Below are 16,791 nucleotides of genomic sequence, written 5' to 3'. Positions count from 1 at the left end.
AGACAACATGCCCAGAAAAAAACGACGCCCTTCAATAAAACGGAAACTGCTTACTTTTCTGACACTAACGGGTTTCGCGTGTACCGGGCTAATATTCTTCTCACACACCCTTTTAATCGACTATATCCATGACGAGCTTCACAGACAGCAGCTACAGGCTGCAGCTAACCAGCTCTCAAAGATACTAACCAATGATAAAGAAGTAATTACAAAATCCTCTCTCAGAAATTTTTCATTGTCTCAATATTCTGTTCACATCGAAGACAGTCAAGGCCGGAGTTTTACAAGCGAGAACATTAAACCGAAATTACAGGTGGTAGAATCGTTCAGAAAGCCTGGAATTTTTCACATATCGGATGATGATCGATCAATCCTTGGCTACTACAAAATGTTTAATAAAAGGCAAGATAAACTAAGCGTTACTATAATTGAAAGAAGCTCCTACTCCCCAAACACACTTGACAAAATCCATGTTATTATATGGATCATATCGTTTACAATTCTCGTTACGATATCAATGATCATATTTATTGGGGTAACTATCGCACTAAAACCTTTAAAAATGATGAGCGCCCAATTAACTTCGCTTAAAAAGGGTGAGCGTAATAGACTGGATGAGAGCGTACCTGAAGAATTCGATGAACTTGTCAAACATCTTAATCGTCTATTAGAGTCGTACGACAAAAAACTTGCCCGTTCACGCCACCTAGCCGCAGATATTTCTCATAGCTTAAAAACCCCCCTTGCCGTCATAAACTCCATGATCAATGACGAAGCCATTCCCACCACAATCGCGAGTCAAATTAAGTCTCAACTGTCTGAAATGCACGAGCTGATCGACACTCAAATGAGAAAAACCGAAATGTCCGGTCAGTACATTGGAAAGGCGACACCAATCATTGAGAGAACTCTGGCACTGGTGGACGTCGTCAGCCGAATCTATCCTTACAAACAGATCCATCTTCAAGAAAGATTACCCAGAGAGCTTGTCTGGCCAATTGATGAGCGTGATTTTAATGAGATCTTGGGCAATGTTCTTGATAACGCTAGCAAATGGTGCTCCCAGGAAGCTCATCTACACTTGAAACTTCACGATGACATTTTGACTATTCTTGTTGAAGATGACGGCCCAGGAGTGGCTTCACACCAACTTGCCGATCTTACCAGGCGCCAGAAAAGATTGGATGAAACAACTCCTGGCTACGGTCTTGGACTTTCAATCGTTCAGGAAATCATAAATGACTACGGTGGCGCCATGCACTTTTCAACATCACCTAAAGGCGGTCTTCGGGTTCTAATCGAGCTTCCCAGAAGCATTTGACGACTACAAGGGCAACTTATCCAGCTTTAGTCAGCGACCAGCAGGCATAGCACCCCGATACACCAACGTCTCAACGTCAAAACTGTCGCTTTGAACTGAGTTTTCATCAGGCGACATAAAGAATAACCCTGTATTGCCTGATACGGGGGACACCGGAGCCGACGTTAGAAGACTTTTTGACTGCGTTTTGGGGGATTTCCCGGATCTCAGTGTCAACCAATCAACTCGCGTCTCATAAACACCTATCCTATCTTCGGCTGCACTGGATTCCTGTGGAATCCCGATATTTACTGCGTCCTCACCGGAGCGTACGAGGAGGTTCGGCAAGAACAGTGTTTGCCTCGGACTAAACACCGCCTCAGGCGACACGTCGTAAGTCATATTCCTGCCCGCAATCCGGTTTCCAATCTTGTAGCCCAGACGGGGTCCCTCTGTGCCAGCAGGGAAAAATGAAACCTCCCCTTGAGAGACGGTCACCATATTCAAAGGTCCCGATTTGCTCTGAACAACGGCATCGATTACCCGAAACACTGGCGTGTATCGGCTTAATTTTTCATGATCGGCCTTATCAAGATCAGGCCCGTTTGGTGAGATTGATATTTGATAAACCTCTGAACCAAACCCCTGATCTGAGTAGAAAGACTGCCCGAGAATAGTTTCCCGGCGGCCGTCAGCATCCAAATCCTGCAATCCCAATATTAAGGGAATGAAACCAATGGCTTCGGCCTTCCCCTCGGCCAACTGGATCAAAGAACTTGAAACGCGACGGCCATTCCACTGATTCAAAATGAGGTTGTATGAGTTTTCTGAAACGTACCAGTCCATTCGGATGACTTTCTCCCGACGGGGCACCTCAATGGACGTCAGGCTCTGAACAGCCCCACCGGAATCAACATGAAAAAAGCTGAGTTTGTTTCCATGCTCCGCCGCAAAATAGTAATCGCTGCCAGAACGAAACGCGGACAACGACTTTGCGTTGATGGGCAGTCTGGCAAATGGAGACGCTAAAGCTTCCTCCTCCTCAACCGAACCTACCCGACCTTCTTCAGCATCGGTCTGTACAATGCCGACCAACCAGGTGTTATTGTAGGTCGCGACGGCTTGACCTCTACCAGTAACCTGAAAACGCACCAATGGCAGATCACTTGACGCCTCTGGCTCCTCCCGCCACAGGAGATCAGGAAACCTGGATTTCAACGCCGGCGTTACCGGCCTGGGATCGCCGGCTCTGTCAGTAAACACCGCCGGAATACCGTAGAAGCGCTTCGATACAGCTCCAACGGAGGGCATCGTTCCAAACAGCACTTTCCCTACCGCCCGATCCTTTCCGATACTCTCGATACCGATGACTGAAAGGTTTTTTTCCGGGATGCCCGCATCGCCAGGTTCCCGCAACACAACAAATAAATCACCCACCTCAACACTGGTATCGCCAACTGTGAGGGAAAGCACTTTTTGATCACGATCTACCTGAGTGACTTCTGCCTTTGCTGGATGCTCGCGCTCAACCGCCTGTACCGCGCCAGCTAGTAGTAGCATCAGGAACACAAATACTGGAGAACGAGTCATCATAGGAAAAAGTCACTCAATGCGGATTCATTTCGTATAACGAAAACGGGGTGGCGCTCCCACCACCCCGTTTTTGTTAGAACTTGTACCTTACCCGACCGGCGACATGAACAATGTCCTGATCACTTTTGCCGTCCTGCAAGGCAGTTTCCTCCAGCGCATCCATGGCATCGCCTGATGCCAGGTATGCAGCTTCTGCCGCGAGCTCCAGCGAAGGGTATGGGAAATAGGAGATCTTGGAACCAAATTCCAGTCCGAGATCTTTTGAGGACGATCCATCTGCAAGTGCAATATTCTCAGCCAAGCGGTTGTAGACCATCATTCCGCTGACCGTAATATTGGCCGCTAGTTTATGATCGAGCTGAAGCTTGTTCATGAAATACCCTTTGTCGAGGATATAGGGCGTTTCGGCGAAGTAGTCATCGCTCGTCATGTTTTCCTGAAAAATCATACTGTCGCTGAAGTCGACATCCGTGGCGATGAAGGCGTCGAAGTCCGCATCTTGCTCATTGCCATCGCCCGATGCGTAGAGCAAGGTGTACGTCAGTTGGTTTGGTCCAAATTGCAGCCCGAGCTCGCCGCGTCCCAGAAAGGTGGAAAGGTCGTAGTTCGTATTGGGATTCGTAGCACCATTCAAAGGAACGAAATTGACCCCCTCTATTGTGCCGCTTTGGCCAATCACCGTACCCTTCACGAACATGCGGCCTAGCGACGTCTCCTGATCATAATCCATCTCCACCCCAAAGCTTGAAACGGAATATTTGGAGTTATCAGCGATGCTCTTCAGTTCATATTCCCTGCTATTTACCGTACCTACTCCCTCAGCAATTTGATCATTCATCTGATAGAGGTAGAAAAGGCCTGCGCTCAGGTTCGGTGAGTAACGCTTGTTCAGGTTGATCGCGAAGTTGTCCGCGCCATCCCAGCCTTCGTCCTGTTCTGAGTCGACGCCGCTCTCATTGGAAGAGTCACCCCGCCCCCATAACAACTGATAGTCAAATCCAGAGCCCAGTGAGCCTTTCCAAACAGCGGCTGTGGCAGTTTCATTCCAGACATGTCGGTTTACTGACACTGGCTGCAAGCCTAGCGATACGCGCTGATCTAGCGTGTTGGGCACCAAAAAATCCACATAAGCCCACCGTGTTTCGATGTTGACACCATCACCGGAATAGTCGCCACCCGAGCCCTCACCGTAGCGGATGCCACCAATCTCCGTCGCAAAAACACCGGTAACTTTTTTGTCATCGGAAGTTGCTTTCGCCCAGAAGCGATATTTGACCTCGCCGAAGCTCTCGGTCGGCTCGTCATCTTTCAGCGTACCGCCACCTGAGTTACCACCAGAAAACCAGTCTCTTTGATTGGTGTAAGCCTGAAAGCGGTTATCCATATCACCGTGGAATTCAATCTCCGCTGCCGTCGCGGCCCAACTTCCCGACAGTGTTGTCATCCCTGCAATCGCAGTGGCCAGAATGTTGCGTTTCAACGTAATCCCCTCCAGTTTCTTTCTTGATTGTTTGTGATATCCGATTCGTACGGATCGTGGCGTAAATCTTAAAACCAGCTAGAACAACGGACTAAAGGTCAAAAAAAAGGCGGGAATGAAGCATTCCCGCCATTAAATAACCTTAGTTAACTCGCACGTAGGATCTCACACGAACCTTAAATGAACTTGAAATCCGGAAAAGATTTCAGATACGTCGGTCTCCCTGTATTCAGCGACCGCGCTCGACCCTACATGGAAAACTTATGCTCGAAGCCCACACCAAATGTGGAGTCCTCAGAGTCAGCCAAGTCCGCCTCCACCTGAGACACGTAAGCATAAACCTTACTCTTGCTAGCCAGTTTATAATCGAGCCCCAAGGCCAGCAGGGTTAGCTCCTCGTTTGTTGTCTCAGCTTCTGTCAGTCCGTACTGCGCCTTGATCTTCCAACGCTCAAGGTTAACGGCACCGCCAACCAGATAAGACGTATCTTCTCCAGGGCCATCGCTTTCTTCTGCTAACTGGTAAACTGCACCGACCTCAAAGTTACTCAATCGGACCTTCCCTACGGTTCGCAGGATATTGAGACGACTATCGCCACTGGAATCGGCTTCCAGTGAATCTTCGATATCAGAATCGTAGGCAATACTGCCGTAGAAATGTTCGTTCTCAAACGTAAAAGAGCTGGAAACTGCATCCGCGGGTCCGTCGTTCTCTGCCCCAGCTGACTGCTCTTCACCCGGGATGACGGCAACACTAACGCCCACAGCATCAAACAGACGTGGGGAACTGTATTGAACAATGTTGCTGGTCCGATTTTCACCAGCCATGATATTTTTTATATCCGCCTGTAGGTCGTTGAACTGGTCAACCTTGCCCTGCGCTGACTTTAAAGGTGTGTCAAATTTTCCCGCAATCAGTGCACCAAGGTTCGCCTGCTTGAAGCCACCGTAAATATTACGCTGAGAGAAGGTTTGGCCATCTTTATCTCCATCATCAATCGATATTTCAAATTCTGCTTTGTAGATCGCCTCCAAGCCTTCGAGGTCGGTATTGAGCGCCCCTTTTACCCCCAGACGGGACGCATTACTCTGGAGCTTCCAGGTATCGCTATTACCGTCGTCCTGGTTTTCATACGAAACATTGGCTTTGCCGTACAGGATAGGACCGTCCGCCGCGAGTGCATTCATTGAAGTTACTGCAACCCCACCAAACACCAACATTGATAGACACTTATTCATGGACACCTCTTCAGATTAGATAGATTCAAAATGACACTTGAAGTCTTTCAAATGCTGAGTAGATGGTGCCTTGTACCTATTGCAAAACTGTTACATTTAAATATTTTTTCGATTTATTTCAATAACCTAAGTTAAAAACTTTCTATTATATCCTTTGACACTGAATTGAACTTGAATATAAGCGGCCGTCTTCATACATCGCGTCGTGGGCACGGAAGCGCTTTCCGTCTGACTCCAGATTCATCCATCAGATTTTTCTGTTCACTTCCCGTACTACTCACCAAATCGATACCAGAACCCCTCTTCCTGAAGCTTATCGGGAAACCTCTTGTCTTGACTGGCCCACTCACCCAGATATCCATAGCCCGGGCGCATGCCTGCAGCCTCCATAAGAGACGTGCAAAGGATCGCGGCAGGGATTGCGGTTGCGCGATACAGATCAGAATGGCCAATTGATATTCGGCGCGATGCGCCATCAGCTCGGCTCTCTGCGGTCAATACCAGGCCGAAGGGCTTTTTGGTAAAGCGCTGAAGAGCTGAATAGAATGCGCGTTGACGCGATTCGAATGAGAAGCATCCGAGTATGCCGGTTCTCTCGAACGTCATCAGCGCATCGGTTACCGGGTTGAGACCAGCGTGGTAAAAGCTGAAGCGCTCAAGGGAGAGCTCCTGCGGTAAGGCTTGAAGTTCATCCAGAAAAACCGGAACACAGATGCTGCTTCCCAACCCGCCTTCAAACCTTCTATATCGAACGTCCCAAACACGGGAGTGTATCCATCCACCATTATATTTCCAACCCTGGCTTTCAGCGGCAGTCAGGATGTCGGCAACACCGCCCCAGCCTATGTCAGCGGATCGATAACGCCCATACATCTTAATGTCCGTCACTGTCCCCGTAGAGGCCTGGCAAAGCCATCGAGCCAGCCACCCAGGCAGCCCCGGATCAGCACCTGCATCCAGTACGAATCGGCTGTCGCTCGCCTCAATGCGTGTCCGCATGCTCTGAAATATTTCAAGCTTGCGCGGATTCGGCGTGATATCGATGTAGTCGGCTCGATTCGCGATACAGCCTTGAACCAGGCTCTCAATTGCAGACACCGAAAGACCACACGCGACAATAACGACATTCTGCCCATGCGGGCATTGCCTCGTTTGTTCAGCGTCGGCCACATCAACTGACCTGGCGCTGAAACGCCCTGTGGCACCGGCTTCGCGATCTAACTTTTCCGCCCGTTTGCGCCCTTTTTCCAGCGACCGGCCTGCCAAGACAATCTTGCCTTCGATCCGTTGCCCCAAAAGAGTTGCAATGGCCGTTCCTGCAGCTCCGTAGCCGCCAAGGATAAGTACGCTCTTGCTGCCCCGTTTCACTTCTTGCTACTCCATTCCATATTCCGAAAGCTTCAACTCGGTAGCTACTATAGGGTCAAGTGGTGACTCTTAAATATGTGCTGACTCATGAGTCTCCTATCCAGCCATAGGCTAAACATTGACTCTATAGTTACTACAGGGTTTTACATAACGCTATTGGAACGAGCACCGGAGACGTGAAAATGAGTAGCGACTGTAATGGACAGTGTGGCAGTGAAGTATCTGTCGTCGACAATAGCTTTAAGGGACCCACCACCGCTTCTGACGCCCAAGTCAGCATTTATAAAGTGCCCAAGATGGATTGCCCCTCGGAAGAACGAATGATTCGAATGGCGCTCACGGGTTTTGACAACATTCAGTCACTCTCATTCGACCTATCAAACCGAAAGCTGGAAGTTATCCATCAAAGCGCAGCCGCACCTATTACCAGCAAACTGGAAACCCTGGGGCTGGGCGCTTCCCTGCAGACGACGGAAGACGCAAGCCCTGAATCCGTCAGAGCGGCTGAATCATCGAATGCCAATGAGACCGAGGAGTCCGGCACTTTATGGATACTGCTGGCAATCAACGGTTTGATGTTCCTGGTCGAGATGACGATGGGCCTGATCGCCCAGTCCGCTGGCTTGATTGCAGACTCGCTTGACATGCTTGCTGATGCGGCCGTTTATGGTATAGCGCTTTACGCCGTTGGGCACGGCATCAAAATGCAGGTCAGAGCGGCGCATGTTGCCGGTATTCTCCAGCTTATCCTTGCCGCTGGGGTATTGGTTGAAGTTGGCAGGCGCTTTCTGTTTGGCAGTGATCCGCAGTCGCTGATGATGATGGCCGTCGCATCTGTCGCCCTTATCGCCAACATCAGCTGTCTGCTCCTAATCGCCAAACACCGCGAGGGCGGCGCCCATATGAAAGCCAGTTGGATCTTTTCAGCCAATGATGTGGTTATCAATCTGGGAGTTGTCCTTGCGGGACTTCTTGTTGCCTGGACCGGCTCCAACTACCCAGACCTAATTATTGGCGGCGTTGTGGGTGGCGTTGTACTCATTGGTGCCAAGCGCATCCTTGCACTAAAAGGATAATTCGATGTCTGAACATCGTGCTAGATTTTCAACGCTTATCTTTCTCGGCTTTTCCGCACTGATAGCGCTTGCCGACCAAATGATTAAATGGCTCGTACAGCAATCCATGGCTTACGGCCAATCGGTTGAGATCACTCCTTTCTTTAATTGGGTGCACGTTTGGAATAAAGGCGCAGCCTTCAGTCTCTTTGCCGATGGCGGGGGCTGGCAGCGATATTTTTTTATTGCGATAGCCGTTGTCGTCTCAGCTGTTCTGGTCAAATTGATTCGGGACAGCCATCAGCGAACAGAATCCTTGGCCTTAGCGATGGTACTTGGCGGCGCATTCGGAAATGTCATCGATCGGGTTTTTCGAGGTTATGTTGTCGATTACCTGGATTTTCATTGGCAATCCTGGCATTGGCCGGCGTTCAATCTTGCCGACGTCTTTATAGTCCTGGGCGTGATCATGATTTTGGCCACTAGCTTTAGAACCCAAAAAAGTCCCGATGAACAAGTGGAAGACCCGCGCTTAAAAACGGGCGACTAAGGAAGAGAGTAGGAGGAGGAATCAATGCACAGTGAATTGAAACGCTTCTTTGGTGCGGAACTTCAGGCTGCCCACGAGGCAGAAAAACGGGGCGATTTCCAGTCTGCCTTCACCAATCTTGAACGCGCCCATATCCTCAGCCAGAAATACGCTCTAGCGCACGCCGGAACTCATATACGGATGCTCAGACTGGGTTGGCGGACGAGAGATGCTCGCGAAGTCCTTGGGCAGCTTACTCGGGCGATTGCGGCCCTGCTCTTCTCCCGCATCTGGGTTCCGGTTGGAAACACAGGGCGCGCAAACGTCAGCGCTTTTACGCCCATGCCGTTACCAGAGGATTTGGCACGCGCATTGGAGGAAACACGCGAACGGTAGGTTAGCTGCCTAAGCAGGAGACGAAACCAACGGTATGCATTTGACCCTATAGCTACTACAGGGCTCATGACTGAATACACACCTTCTTTGATAGAGGCCGACATGCACGACCACAGTCACGATCACAGCCATCATTTCGACACTCATAACCGTTCATTTGCGATTGCGGTGTTTCTCAACACGCTGTTTGTGGTGATTGAAGCGGTGTACGGGGTCCTTTCCGGTTCGCTGGCATTGCTCGCCGATGCGGGCCACAACCTCAGCGACGTGATGGGGCTGATACTGGCCTGGGTAGCCAGCTGGCTTGCCAGCAAAGCGGCAACCTACAGCAAGACCTATGGCCTCAAGAAGACCACCATCCTGGCGGCCCTTTTTAACGCGCTTATTCTGATCGCTGCTGTTGGCGGCATCACCTGGGAAGCCATTCAACGCCTGACAGAGCCTGCCGATGTTGCGGGTCTGACTGTGGTGATCGTGGCTGGTATTGGCGTATTGATCAACGGCGCCACCATGATGCTCTTTCTCAAAGGGCAGAAAGGCGACATCAATATCCGCGGCGCTTTTTTACATATGGCCGCAGATACAGCGGTATCAGTGGGCGTGGTGATCTCCGGTACGGTACTGATGTTTACCAACCTGACCTGGATTGATCCCATCGTCAGTCTTGTTATCGCCGCTGTGATCTTTGTTGGCACCTGGCAGCTACTGAAAGATTCCGTAAAACTGGCCGTCGATGCCGTTCCCAAGGGCATTGATCCTTCGGCAGTCCATGAACGCCTGGAGAATCTACCTGGCGTTCAATCGGCCCATCACCTTCACATCTGGGCACTGAGTACCACCGAAAATGCCCTGACCGTGCACTTGGTGAAGCCCAATTCAGAAAGTGATGACCAGGTTATCAGTGAGGCCGCTGACATGCTCAAAGAGCACTTTGGCATCCAGCATACGACCATCCAATGGGAACGTGAGGATGATCAATGCCCAAACACCGCCCACTGCGCGACGCAGTTCAATTGACAAGGAATGTAAGTGTGCGTGTAGAAATCTCAACAACCTTTCCCGCGCCCGCGGATGACGTTTGGGCGCTGGTCAAGAAAAGCAAAACACTGCTTTTTGTCTGTAAGGGCCTCCTGGGTTTTGGTGACGCCAAACATTTTCCGCAGCAATGGAAAGAAGGTGAGACGCAGGTTACACGCTTACAGTTTTTTAACTGCGTTCCTGCGTGGAGACATTCAATAACGTTCGAAAAGATCGACGATAACAAGCGAACTCTTTCTACTAAAGAAGGCGGAGGGTTGGTCCCCGTCTGGGACCACGTCATTCGAGTTTCACCTAACGGGAACGAGGCCTGCACCTACTTGGACGAGGTGGAGATCAAAGCGGGCGTTCTCACGGTCATGGTGTGGTTATACGCCCAGATTTTGTACCGGTATCGCCAGCTTCGTTGGCGAATCCTGCTACGTAAAGTTCTTCAAGATGTAACATCGAATTAATTGTTGAATCACCAAGGCGCAAGGACCCCATGCGAGACATAATTGAACGCCATCAGGTCTGGGCCTACCTCATCGCTGTTGTCCTCGGCCTTTTCGTAGGTTGGAAGACTTCTCCCGGCGAGGTTGTGCCGGACTACCTGATCTGGACACTACTCGGGGTTCTGCTCTACGCCACATTTACCCAAACTCCGTTGACTCATCTGTCAGGTGTATTCCGGGATCGTCGGTTCATGGGTGCCTTGCTGACCGGCAATTTCTTGGTGATGCCAGCGATAACCGCCTTGTTGGTATTGGCACTGCCAAACAATGATGCGCTGAAGCTGGGCGTGCTTCTGGTATTGATGATGCCCTGTACCGACTGGTTTGTCACCTTTACTCATCTTGGGAAGGGGGACAGCACCCGAGCCATTGCGGCAACGCCGGTTCTGCTGATTGCTCAATTGGTTCTTCTGCCACTGTACTTGTGGCTCTTCCTAGGCAACCAGTTTGGGGTGAATCTTGAGCTTGAGCGGCACCTCCTACCTGCCTTTATCGGGCTGATTGTCGTTCCGCTTATCCTGGCATTTCTGACGCAAACATGGGCCGAAAACTCCAGAGGAACTTCCCGGTTCGTTCGCGCAACGGGACTGATGCCAGTTCCTCTACTCACAATCATACTCTTCATAATCTCGATGGCACAGGTCAGCCAGATCGCCAGTACCAGTGGCATTGTCTGGATCTTGATGGTTCTTTTTCCGACTTATCTACTAGCAGCGGCATTGGTTGGGAAAGTCCTGCGCCAGGTCTTCCAGTTGCCGCCCGAGACCGGACGAACGATTGTCTTCAGCCTTGGCACGCGCAACTCCTTTGTGGTTTTACCTTTGGCACTGTCAATGCCAGAAGCCTGGGCGGCGGCCGTTGTGGTAATTGTCGTCCAGTCGTTAGTGGAACTGTTTGGAATGATGTTCTATCTGAGGTGGGTGCCCAACCGGCTGCTACCAAACACTTAAAAGTCTGACACCAATAAAACTAATCAAAAAATATATGGAGATCTAACGTGCGAACCCGAACTTTGGTCGTGAGCCTCATCCTTTTCTGCCTAGCGGTATTCACTGCCGCTTTTGTTGTATATGACCGCTCTCAGGTTACTAGCGAAACTGCCACTGTCGACAAAACTCCCTTGGTAAGGGACTATTCTCCTATCATAGGCCCCGAAGACGCACCGGTAACCATTGTTGAGTTCTTCGATCCCTCCTGCGAAGGGTGTCGGGCTATGCATCCCTATGTGAAACAGATTCAGGCTGCGTACCCGGAAAAAGTGCGCCTGGTCCTGCGCTACGTTTTGTTTCACAAAGGCTCGGAGGAGGCCGTCAGAATCCTGGAGACGGCTCGCGAACAGAAGGTCTATAAGCCGGTGCTTGACGCTGTCATGGAGGCACAGCCCCAATGGCATGATGACCCCGATATCAAGGCAGCATGGGATGCAGCAAAGTCAGCGGGACTCGATGTTGAGGCCGCCCGTGCCAGTATGAACTCTCCCGAAATTGACGGCATTATTCAACAAGATGCTGCGGACGTTAAAGGGGTCGGAATTTCTGGTACGCCGACATTCTACGTTAACGGAGAAAAGTTGAGTCGGCTGGGGCCTCAGGAACTGTACGACCTTGTGACGTCCAAGGTAGAGTCATCGAAATAACAACACCAGAACCGGCAACGCTATGTCACTGCTAGACTACCTTCTACCCTACGATTTCTCGCCGCTAACCGTGCTGAGCTACATGCTCGTGATGGGGTTCTATGGCATCGGACTGCTTCGGATGCCGGATCAGGATCGGCCGGGCGCGCTGCGAATCTTTGCTTTCACATTGGGGGTAATAATCTGTTATGCGGTGATGCAGACCCGCTTTGATTACTACGCGCAGTACATGTTCTTCGTTCATCGGGGCCAGCACCTGATTCTTCATCACATCGGACCTATCCTGATCGCACTGTCCAACCCCTTGCCGGTCATGCGGTTCTGGTTTGAAAAAATAAGCCCGGGCTGGAAACGCAAACTCCGGCCTCTGGGTTGGATTTATCAGGTTCTGCAGCAGCCCTTCATCGCCCTTTTCCTTTTTGTTGGGCTCATTTATTTCTGGCTGTGGCCATCGATCCATTTCGACGCCATGCTCAGCCGGGATCTGTACTGGGTCATGAACTGGAGCATGTTGCTGGATGGTCTGCTGTTCTGGTGGTTGATCTTTGATCCAAGACCGCCGGCGATCACCTCATCACTTGGGTATGGCAGACGCATGTTGGTTCTGGCTGCCGCAGGTGTGCTTCAGATGTTTCTTGGGGCGTGGATCGTGTTCTCACGTGACATGGTCTACGACGTTTACGAAGTCTGTGGCAGAGCCTGGCCGCTGGACCCGGAAGTCGACCAGCTTCTGGGCGGCATGCTGACCTATATCCCTCCAGCCATGATGAGCATCCTTGGCATTCTTCTGATGCTCCGGCGAGCCATGCATCAGGACGGAAAATATACCAATCATTCCAAAAAACTGAAGGAAACAACCTCATGAGGACCGGTTTCTGGCGACAGCCCACCAAAATCGTACCGGCCATTTCAATGATGGTTTTGGCCATGTTGCTTACGGGTTGCCTCGGCAACGACGAAGTCTGGCATGGGAAAAACATCAGTGGCCTGATGCCTGAGCTTGAGTTCGACCTGATCAACAGCCAGGGCGACCCTGTATCTGGCAGCGATTACAGTGGCCGCGTGAGAATGCTGTTTTTCGGGTTTACCTCATGCCCCGATGTGTGCCCGACTGCCCTGCAAAAACTTAATCAGGCAACCAGTGGCTTGTCTCCAGAGCTTCAGGACGAAGTGCTCACTTTATTCGTGAGTGTCGACCCCAAACGTGACAAGCCTGAGCGCCTCGCAGAATACGTCGATTTTTTCGGTGATAATATTGTCGGTCTCACCGGAAAAGAGCAGCAACTTCGGGAACTGGCTAAACGCTATCGGACAACCTTCGGTTATGACGAACCTGGCCCAGACGGCAACTATGCGGTTTCCCACAGTAGCGCGATTTATGTATTTGATCGCGAAGGCAACCCTCGCTTGTTAATGCGGCCAGACCTGAGCAAAGAAGAAATCAGACACGATCTCGTTGCTCTTATTCAGGAAGACTCTTGAGCACAGTAAAAGTAGATTTCCCTGTTCAAATCTCCTTGCCCAGGGCCTTCCGCATTAACAAGCGAGGGTTGCCTTTTGTCAATACTGCCGACGGATCTGGGGGGGCGATCATAAAGCTTTCTTGAGTTGCGTTATTAACTGGGGAAGTCCATACGGAGACCATTGCAAAGTTCTTGATCGGCTACCCGAATGTCTGCTTTGCGACCTCAGCGGGCTGAAAGCTCTAATCCTCTATGCGACTAAAACAGGGGTTCTTACATACTGACAGGAACCCGTCAGAGCAGAGAAGGGTAAATTGTACATATAACTTTAATTTTTGGTCGAGAGGAGTAGGTTACTCCGCTCTATTGCGTGCCACTTCTCGGTATACTGACTTTTAAAAGCCTTTCTAGGTTTGGTCCCGACCCTCTTGGCCATGCTCTCTAACGAAACTAATTTGTTCGTCAAATTTAACTCTGATATGAATCTCATCGCAGCTTTGTCTGGGCTCGCTAATAGCCAAACGTCATCGGTCCGACCAAACGCGTGAACAATTAGATCCCTTTCACCAGCATCCAAGTCATCCAGGCTCTCGTGCTCCAAACGAACAGCGAAACGGTCCTCTTCTGAGGGATCATGGACCGTCACAAAAGATGTGAGGAGCAAAGACTGGTCAATCTGCTGCTCCGGTGTCCTATTTTGGTACCCAGTCTGTGTCTCTTCTACGCACTTCACTACCGTTTCAAGGGCAAAGAAGTCTGCTATTGATTTCCACACGTTTGTAGCATGAGCTTCAATAATGACATTAGTGTCTACCAGAACAACTTGATCCTTGTCGTAATTCATTTAAATCTCTATAAATCTATATTTGTTTCCAGCCCGTAATCATCGAGGAGACATAACATATCGTCAATCGTCATATCCAAAAGCCTCGCAGCCTTACGTGCAGATATCTTCCCTTCAGCCAGCCCCCAAAAAAGTGTTTCCACAAACACAGCACTGAAGAGTGGTGGCCTCTTACGACTAACAAGGACCTGACCATGGTTTCTGAGCGAACTGTCGTCAATCTTCCGAGCATCCACGGCACTCAACTCACCGAGATTTACTAACCTCCACTTGAGTGCCACAGCGGAGACCTCCAGTTCTTTACCTAACTTGTTTAACCACTCGGTTAGAGCACTAATTCCACTAGGCAGGGTCTCGAGATGACGCGCCAATGCAGAACTCGGCATTAGCAACCCTGCAGCAAAATTGTTTGCTAGATCTTCGACTCGCTTTTGCTCTCGCTTCTTAGGTAGCGTGGTCGTTTCAAAATGCTCCGGAGGCATCACATCCCACGTAAGAATATGAAAGAGCTCATGAGCTAAATCAAAATGTCGACGCTCATCAGACTCATCCCTGTTGATAAGAATCACATTGAGCTTACTTACTTGGCAGGCGGCCCCCGAAATTCCTTTGTTGGAATTAACGTGTAGGACAAGGGTTTTCAAACTTTTTTGGACTGCCACCTCCAAGTTTCTGGCCGGGATGGGGCCAAGCTCAAGCTGTTCAGCCAACTCCTCACCATACTTCTGAGCCTCTTCAAACGAACTCTTTTTTGTCAGATCCATTCGAGGCAATATCGGGCTATTACATTCACCCCTTTGTTCGCATAGCCTACGATACATCGCTATCCAAACGCCTGCCTTTTCCTCAAAAGCGCACAGCTCATCTGTGGAAGCGTCAGTATGTCTCCAAGAGAAGCGACCTTCGCCAACTAAACGGTATGGATCGGTGAAGACCTCTGGTGAAACTCCTAATTTTGAGGCCGCGCGAATTAGCTCATCAGCTTTAATCCTCCGTGCACCGGACTCAATCGCTGAAAGAGTTTGCCTATCTTTAAAGCCCATCGCTTCCGAAAGTTCACTTTGGGGAATGCCGTGTACCTTTCTTAGGTGGGCAAGTCTTTGGCTGATAACGTCACTCATAACGAACTCCATTCCGAGAGCGCGCAAGAATATCTTGCATCTTATCAATATGCAAGATTAGTCGAAGTTCGCCGAAAACAATAGTTTTTATTTGAAACGATGCGCCCAGAAAGGGGGGCTATTACAATTCCGGCGTAGCGAAGAAAATTTAAGCGCGAAAGAGGCAGTACATGACCGACAATTCTAAAAAAAGCAGAAACTGGTTTGATCAAGGCGGCGCTGACTACGCACGCTTCCGTCCTGAGTACCCCCCTGAACTTGCTACCTACCTGGCTCATGTGTCCCCAAGCGTCCAACTTGCTGTTGATGTCGGGTGTGGCAATGGCCAACTAGCACAACTTCTCACCCCACATTTCAACAATGTTATCGGAATAGATCCCAGCGCAGACCAAATTGGAAACGCCAACTCAACGGAGAAAGTTACCTATAAGTGCGCGCCGGCAGAGCATTTACCCCTGCCCGATGGGTGCGCAAACCTTATTACTGCAGCCCAAGCTGCGCACTGGTTCGACCTACATGCCTTTTATAGTGAAGTGCGTAGAGTTAGCACCCCCGATGCTGTCATAGCCCTAATAAGTTATGGGGTTCTCACTCTCGAACCAGAACTCAATAACATCTTCCAGAATTTCTATCTAAATGGAGTCGGACCATACTGGCCTCCCGAGCGCGCATTGGTAGACTCTGGTTACTCAACTATCGCCTTCCCATTCGAGGAGCTTAAGGCACCACCCTTGGAAATTAGGCAAAAGTGGCGGCTGAGAGAGTTCCTCGGCTACCTCTTTACCTGGTCTGCAGTTCGGAAGATTAGAGAGGCTGGTCATGAGGAGGAGCTTTTGGCTTTCACTCATGAATTTTCGGAAGCTTGGGGCAATGAAGATACTCAACGCTCAATTACTTGGCCAATCAACATGCGGATCGGCAGAGTAGCGCTACCCACCACACTCTAGCCCTATCAATTCGAGCGAGGACAATCAGGCAGTAGGTCTCTGGGACTGCAGTTCAAGCACTTAGCGAGCAAATAAATCCTTTCTATTGTGAGATTTACCTCCCCTCTCTCAACCTTTCCAAGATAGCTTCTGTCGATCCCAGCGTCATGAGCCAAGCGCTCCTGAGAGAACCCTCTCGATTTTCTAATCTCGCGGAGATGCCTTCCAAACGCTTCACGTACCGGTGACCCCATTTCTTGCCCTCATAAAAGGCAAGACTATGGTTTCTTGAGGCATAAGGGGCCACGGC

The 16,791-nt window shown here is 50.2% G+C and carries 18 protein-coding genes; 11 read left to right on the top strand and 7 right to left on the bottom strand.

The window, feature by feature from the left end; all coding sequences use genetic code 11:
* Window positions 1-7 precede the first annotated feature (7 nt).
* Window positions 8-1,321: an ATP-binding protein gene (locus J3362_RS13340; protein WP_150994149.1), complete on the top strand. Its 1,314-nt coding sequence runs from the start codon at window positions 8-10 to the stop codon at window positions 1,319-1,321.
* Between the two features lie 30 nt (window positions 1,322-1,351).
* Here the strand turns inward: J3362_RS13340 and J3362_RS13335 are convergent, their stop codons facing one another.
* The 4 genes from J3362_RS13335 to J3362_RS13320 all read right to left on the bottom strand — a co-directional run bounded on the left by J3362_RS13335 (window position 1,352) and on the right by J3362_RS13320 (window position 6,979).
* Window positions 1,352-2,893 carry a hypothetical protein gene (locus J3362_RS13335; RefSeq protein ID WP_108019730.1) on the bottom strand — a complete coding sequence of 514 codons (1,542 nt, stop codon included), beginning with the start codon at window positions 2,891-2,893 and terminating at the stop codon, window positions 1,352-1,354.
* Window positions 2,894-2,966: 73 nt separating this feature from the next.
* Window positions 2,967-4,373 carry a hypothetical protein gene (locus J3362_RS13330; RefSeq protein ID WP_108019732.1) on the bottom strand — a complete coding sequence of 469 codons (1,407 nt, stop codon included), beginning with the start codon at window positions 4,371-4,373 and terminating at the stop codon, window positions 2,967-2,969.
* Window positions 4,374-4,621: 248 nt separating this feature from the next.
* Entirely contained in the window at window positions 4,622-5,611 is a 990-nt protein-coding gene (locus J3362_RS13325; RefSeq protein ID WP_260312598.1) for a porin, read from the bottom strand.
* A 273-nt stretch (window positions 5,612-5,884) separates the two neighbouring features.
* Window positions 5,885-6,979, bottom strand: coding sequence for a saccharopine dehydrogenase NADP-binding domain-containing protein (locus J3362_RS13320; RefSeq protein WP_349520312.1), 1,095 nt, complete (start codon window positions 6,977-6,979; stop codon window positions 5,885-5,887).
* 182 nt (window positions 6,980-7,161) lie between these two features.
* Between J3362_RS13320 and J3362_RS13315 the strand changes: the two genes are divergently transcribed.
* The 9 genes from J3362_RS13315 to J3362_RS13275 all read left to right on the top strand — a co-directional run bounded on the left by J3362_RS13315 (window position 7,162) and on the right by J3362_RS13275 (window position 13,609).
* Window positions 7,162-8,055 carry a cation efflux transmembrane domain-containing protein gene (locus J3362_RS13315; RefSeq protein ID WP_349520310.1) on the top strand — a complete coding sequence of 298 codons (894 nt, stop codon included), beginning with the start codon at window positions 7,162-7,164 and terminating at the stop codon, window positions 8,053-8,055.
* 4 nt (window positions 8,056-8,059) lie between these two features.
* The gene (lspA, locus tag J3362_RS13310) at window positions 8,060-8,584 is read left to right on the top strand and encodes a signal peptidase II (RefSeq protein WP_349520308.1); all 525 of its coding nucleotides are present in this window, start codon (window positions 8,060-8,062) and stop codon (window positions 8,582-8,584) included.
* A gap of 24 nt (window positions 8,585-8,608) precedes the next feature.
* Complete coding sequence (locus J3362_RS13305) at window positions 8,609-8,959, top strand: DUF3703 domain-containing protein (RefSeq protein ID WP_108019743.1); 351 nt, start codon at window positions 8,609-8,611, stop codon at window positions 8,957-8,959.
* A 102-nt stretch (window positions 8,960-9,061) separates the two neighbouring features.
* The gene (locus J3362_RS13300) at window positions 9,062-9,976 is read left to right on the top strand and encodes a cation diffusion facilitator family transporter (RefSeq protein WP_108019745.1); all 915 of its coding nucleotides are present in this window, start codon (window positions 9,062-9,064) and stop codon (window positions 9,974-9,976) included.
* A 14-nt stretch (window positions 9,977-9,990) separates the two neighbouring features.
* Complete coding sequence (locus tag J3362_RS13295) at window positions 9,991-10,452, top strand: SRPBCC family protein (protein WP_349520306.1); 462 nt, start codon at window positions 9,991-9,993, stop codon at window positions 10,450-10,452.
* 29 nt (window positions 10,453-10,481) lie between these two features.
* A complete protein-coding gene (locus J3362_RS13290) occupies window positions 10,482-11,441 on the top strand; it encodes an arsenic resistance protein (RefSeq protein WP_349520304.1) in 960 nt (319 codons plus the stop codon).
* Between the two features lie 47 nt (window positions 11,442-11,488).
* Complete coding sequence (locus J3362_RS13285; protein WP_108019749.1) at window positions 11,489-12,127, top strand: DsbA family protein; 639 nt, start codon at window positions 11,489-11,491, stop codon at window positions 12,125-12,127.
* A 22-nt stretch (window positions 12,128-12,149) separates the two neighbouring features.
* Window positions 12,150-12,992: a cytochrome c oxidase assembly protein gene (locus J3362_RS13280; RefSeq protein ID WP_349520303.1), complete on the top strand. Its 843-nt coding sequence runs from the start codon at window positions 12,150-12,152 to the stop codon at window positions 12,990-12,992.
* A complete protein-coding gene (locus J3362_RS13275; protein WP_349520301.1) occupies window positions 12,989-13,609 on the top strand; it encodes an SCO family protein in 621 nt (206 codons plus the stop codon). Before J3362_RS13280 ends, J3362_RS13275 begins: the two co-directional genes overlap by 4 nt.
* Window positions 13,610-13,918: 309 nt before the next feature.
* Here J3362_RS13275 and J3362_RS13270 read toward each other — a convergent pair whose 3' ends face one another.
* Together J3362_RS13270 and J3362_RS13265 are read right to left on the bottom strand one after the other, a co-directional pair.
* Window positions 13,919-14,434 carry a hypothetical protein gene (locus J3362_RS13270; protein WP_349520299.1) on the bottom strand — a complete coding sequence of 172 codons (516 nt, stop codon included), beginning with the start codon at window positions 14,432-14,434 and terminating at the stop codon, window positions 13,919-13,921.
* 8 nt (window positions 14,435-14,442) lie between these two features.
* Window positions 14,443-15,555: a helix-turn-helix domain-containing protein gene (locus tag J3362_RS13265; RefSeq protein WP_349520297.1), complete on the bottom strand. Its 1,113-nt coding sequence runs from the start codon at window positions 15,553-15,555 to the stop codon at window positions 14,443-14,445.
* Between the two features lie 170 nt (window positions 15,556-15,725).
* Between J3362_RS13265 and J3362_RS13260 the strand changes: the two genes are divergently transcribed.
* Window positions 15,726-16,502, top strand: a complete 777-nt coding sequence (locus J3362_RS13260; RefSeq protein ID WP_349520295.1) for a class I SAM-dependent methyltransferase — start codon at window positions 15,726-15,728, stop codon at window positions 16,500-16,502.
* A 5-nt stretch (window positions 16,503-16,507) separates the two neighbouring features.
* Here the strand turns inward: J3362_RS13260 and J3362_RS13255 are convergent, their stop codons facing one another.
* Entirely contained in the window at window positions 16,508-16,735 is a 228-nt protein-coding gene (locus tag J3362_RS13255; RefSeq protein ID WP_349520292.1) for a helix-turn-helix domain-containing protein, read from the bottom strand.
* Between the last annotated feature and the right edge of the window lie 56 nt (window positions 16,736-16,791).

The organism is Marinobacter sp. NFXS11 (assembly GCF_040148675.1).
GTDB lineage: Bacteria > Pseudomonadota > Gammaproteobacteria > Pseudomonadales > Oleiphilaceae > Marinobacter.
This window is presented reverse-complemented; position numbering and strand designations above follow the sequence as displayed.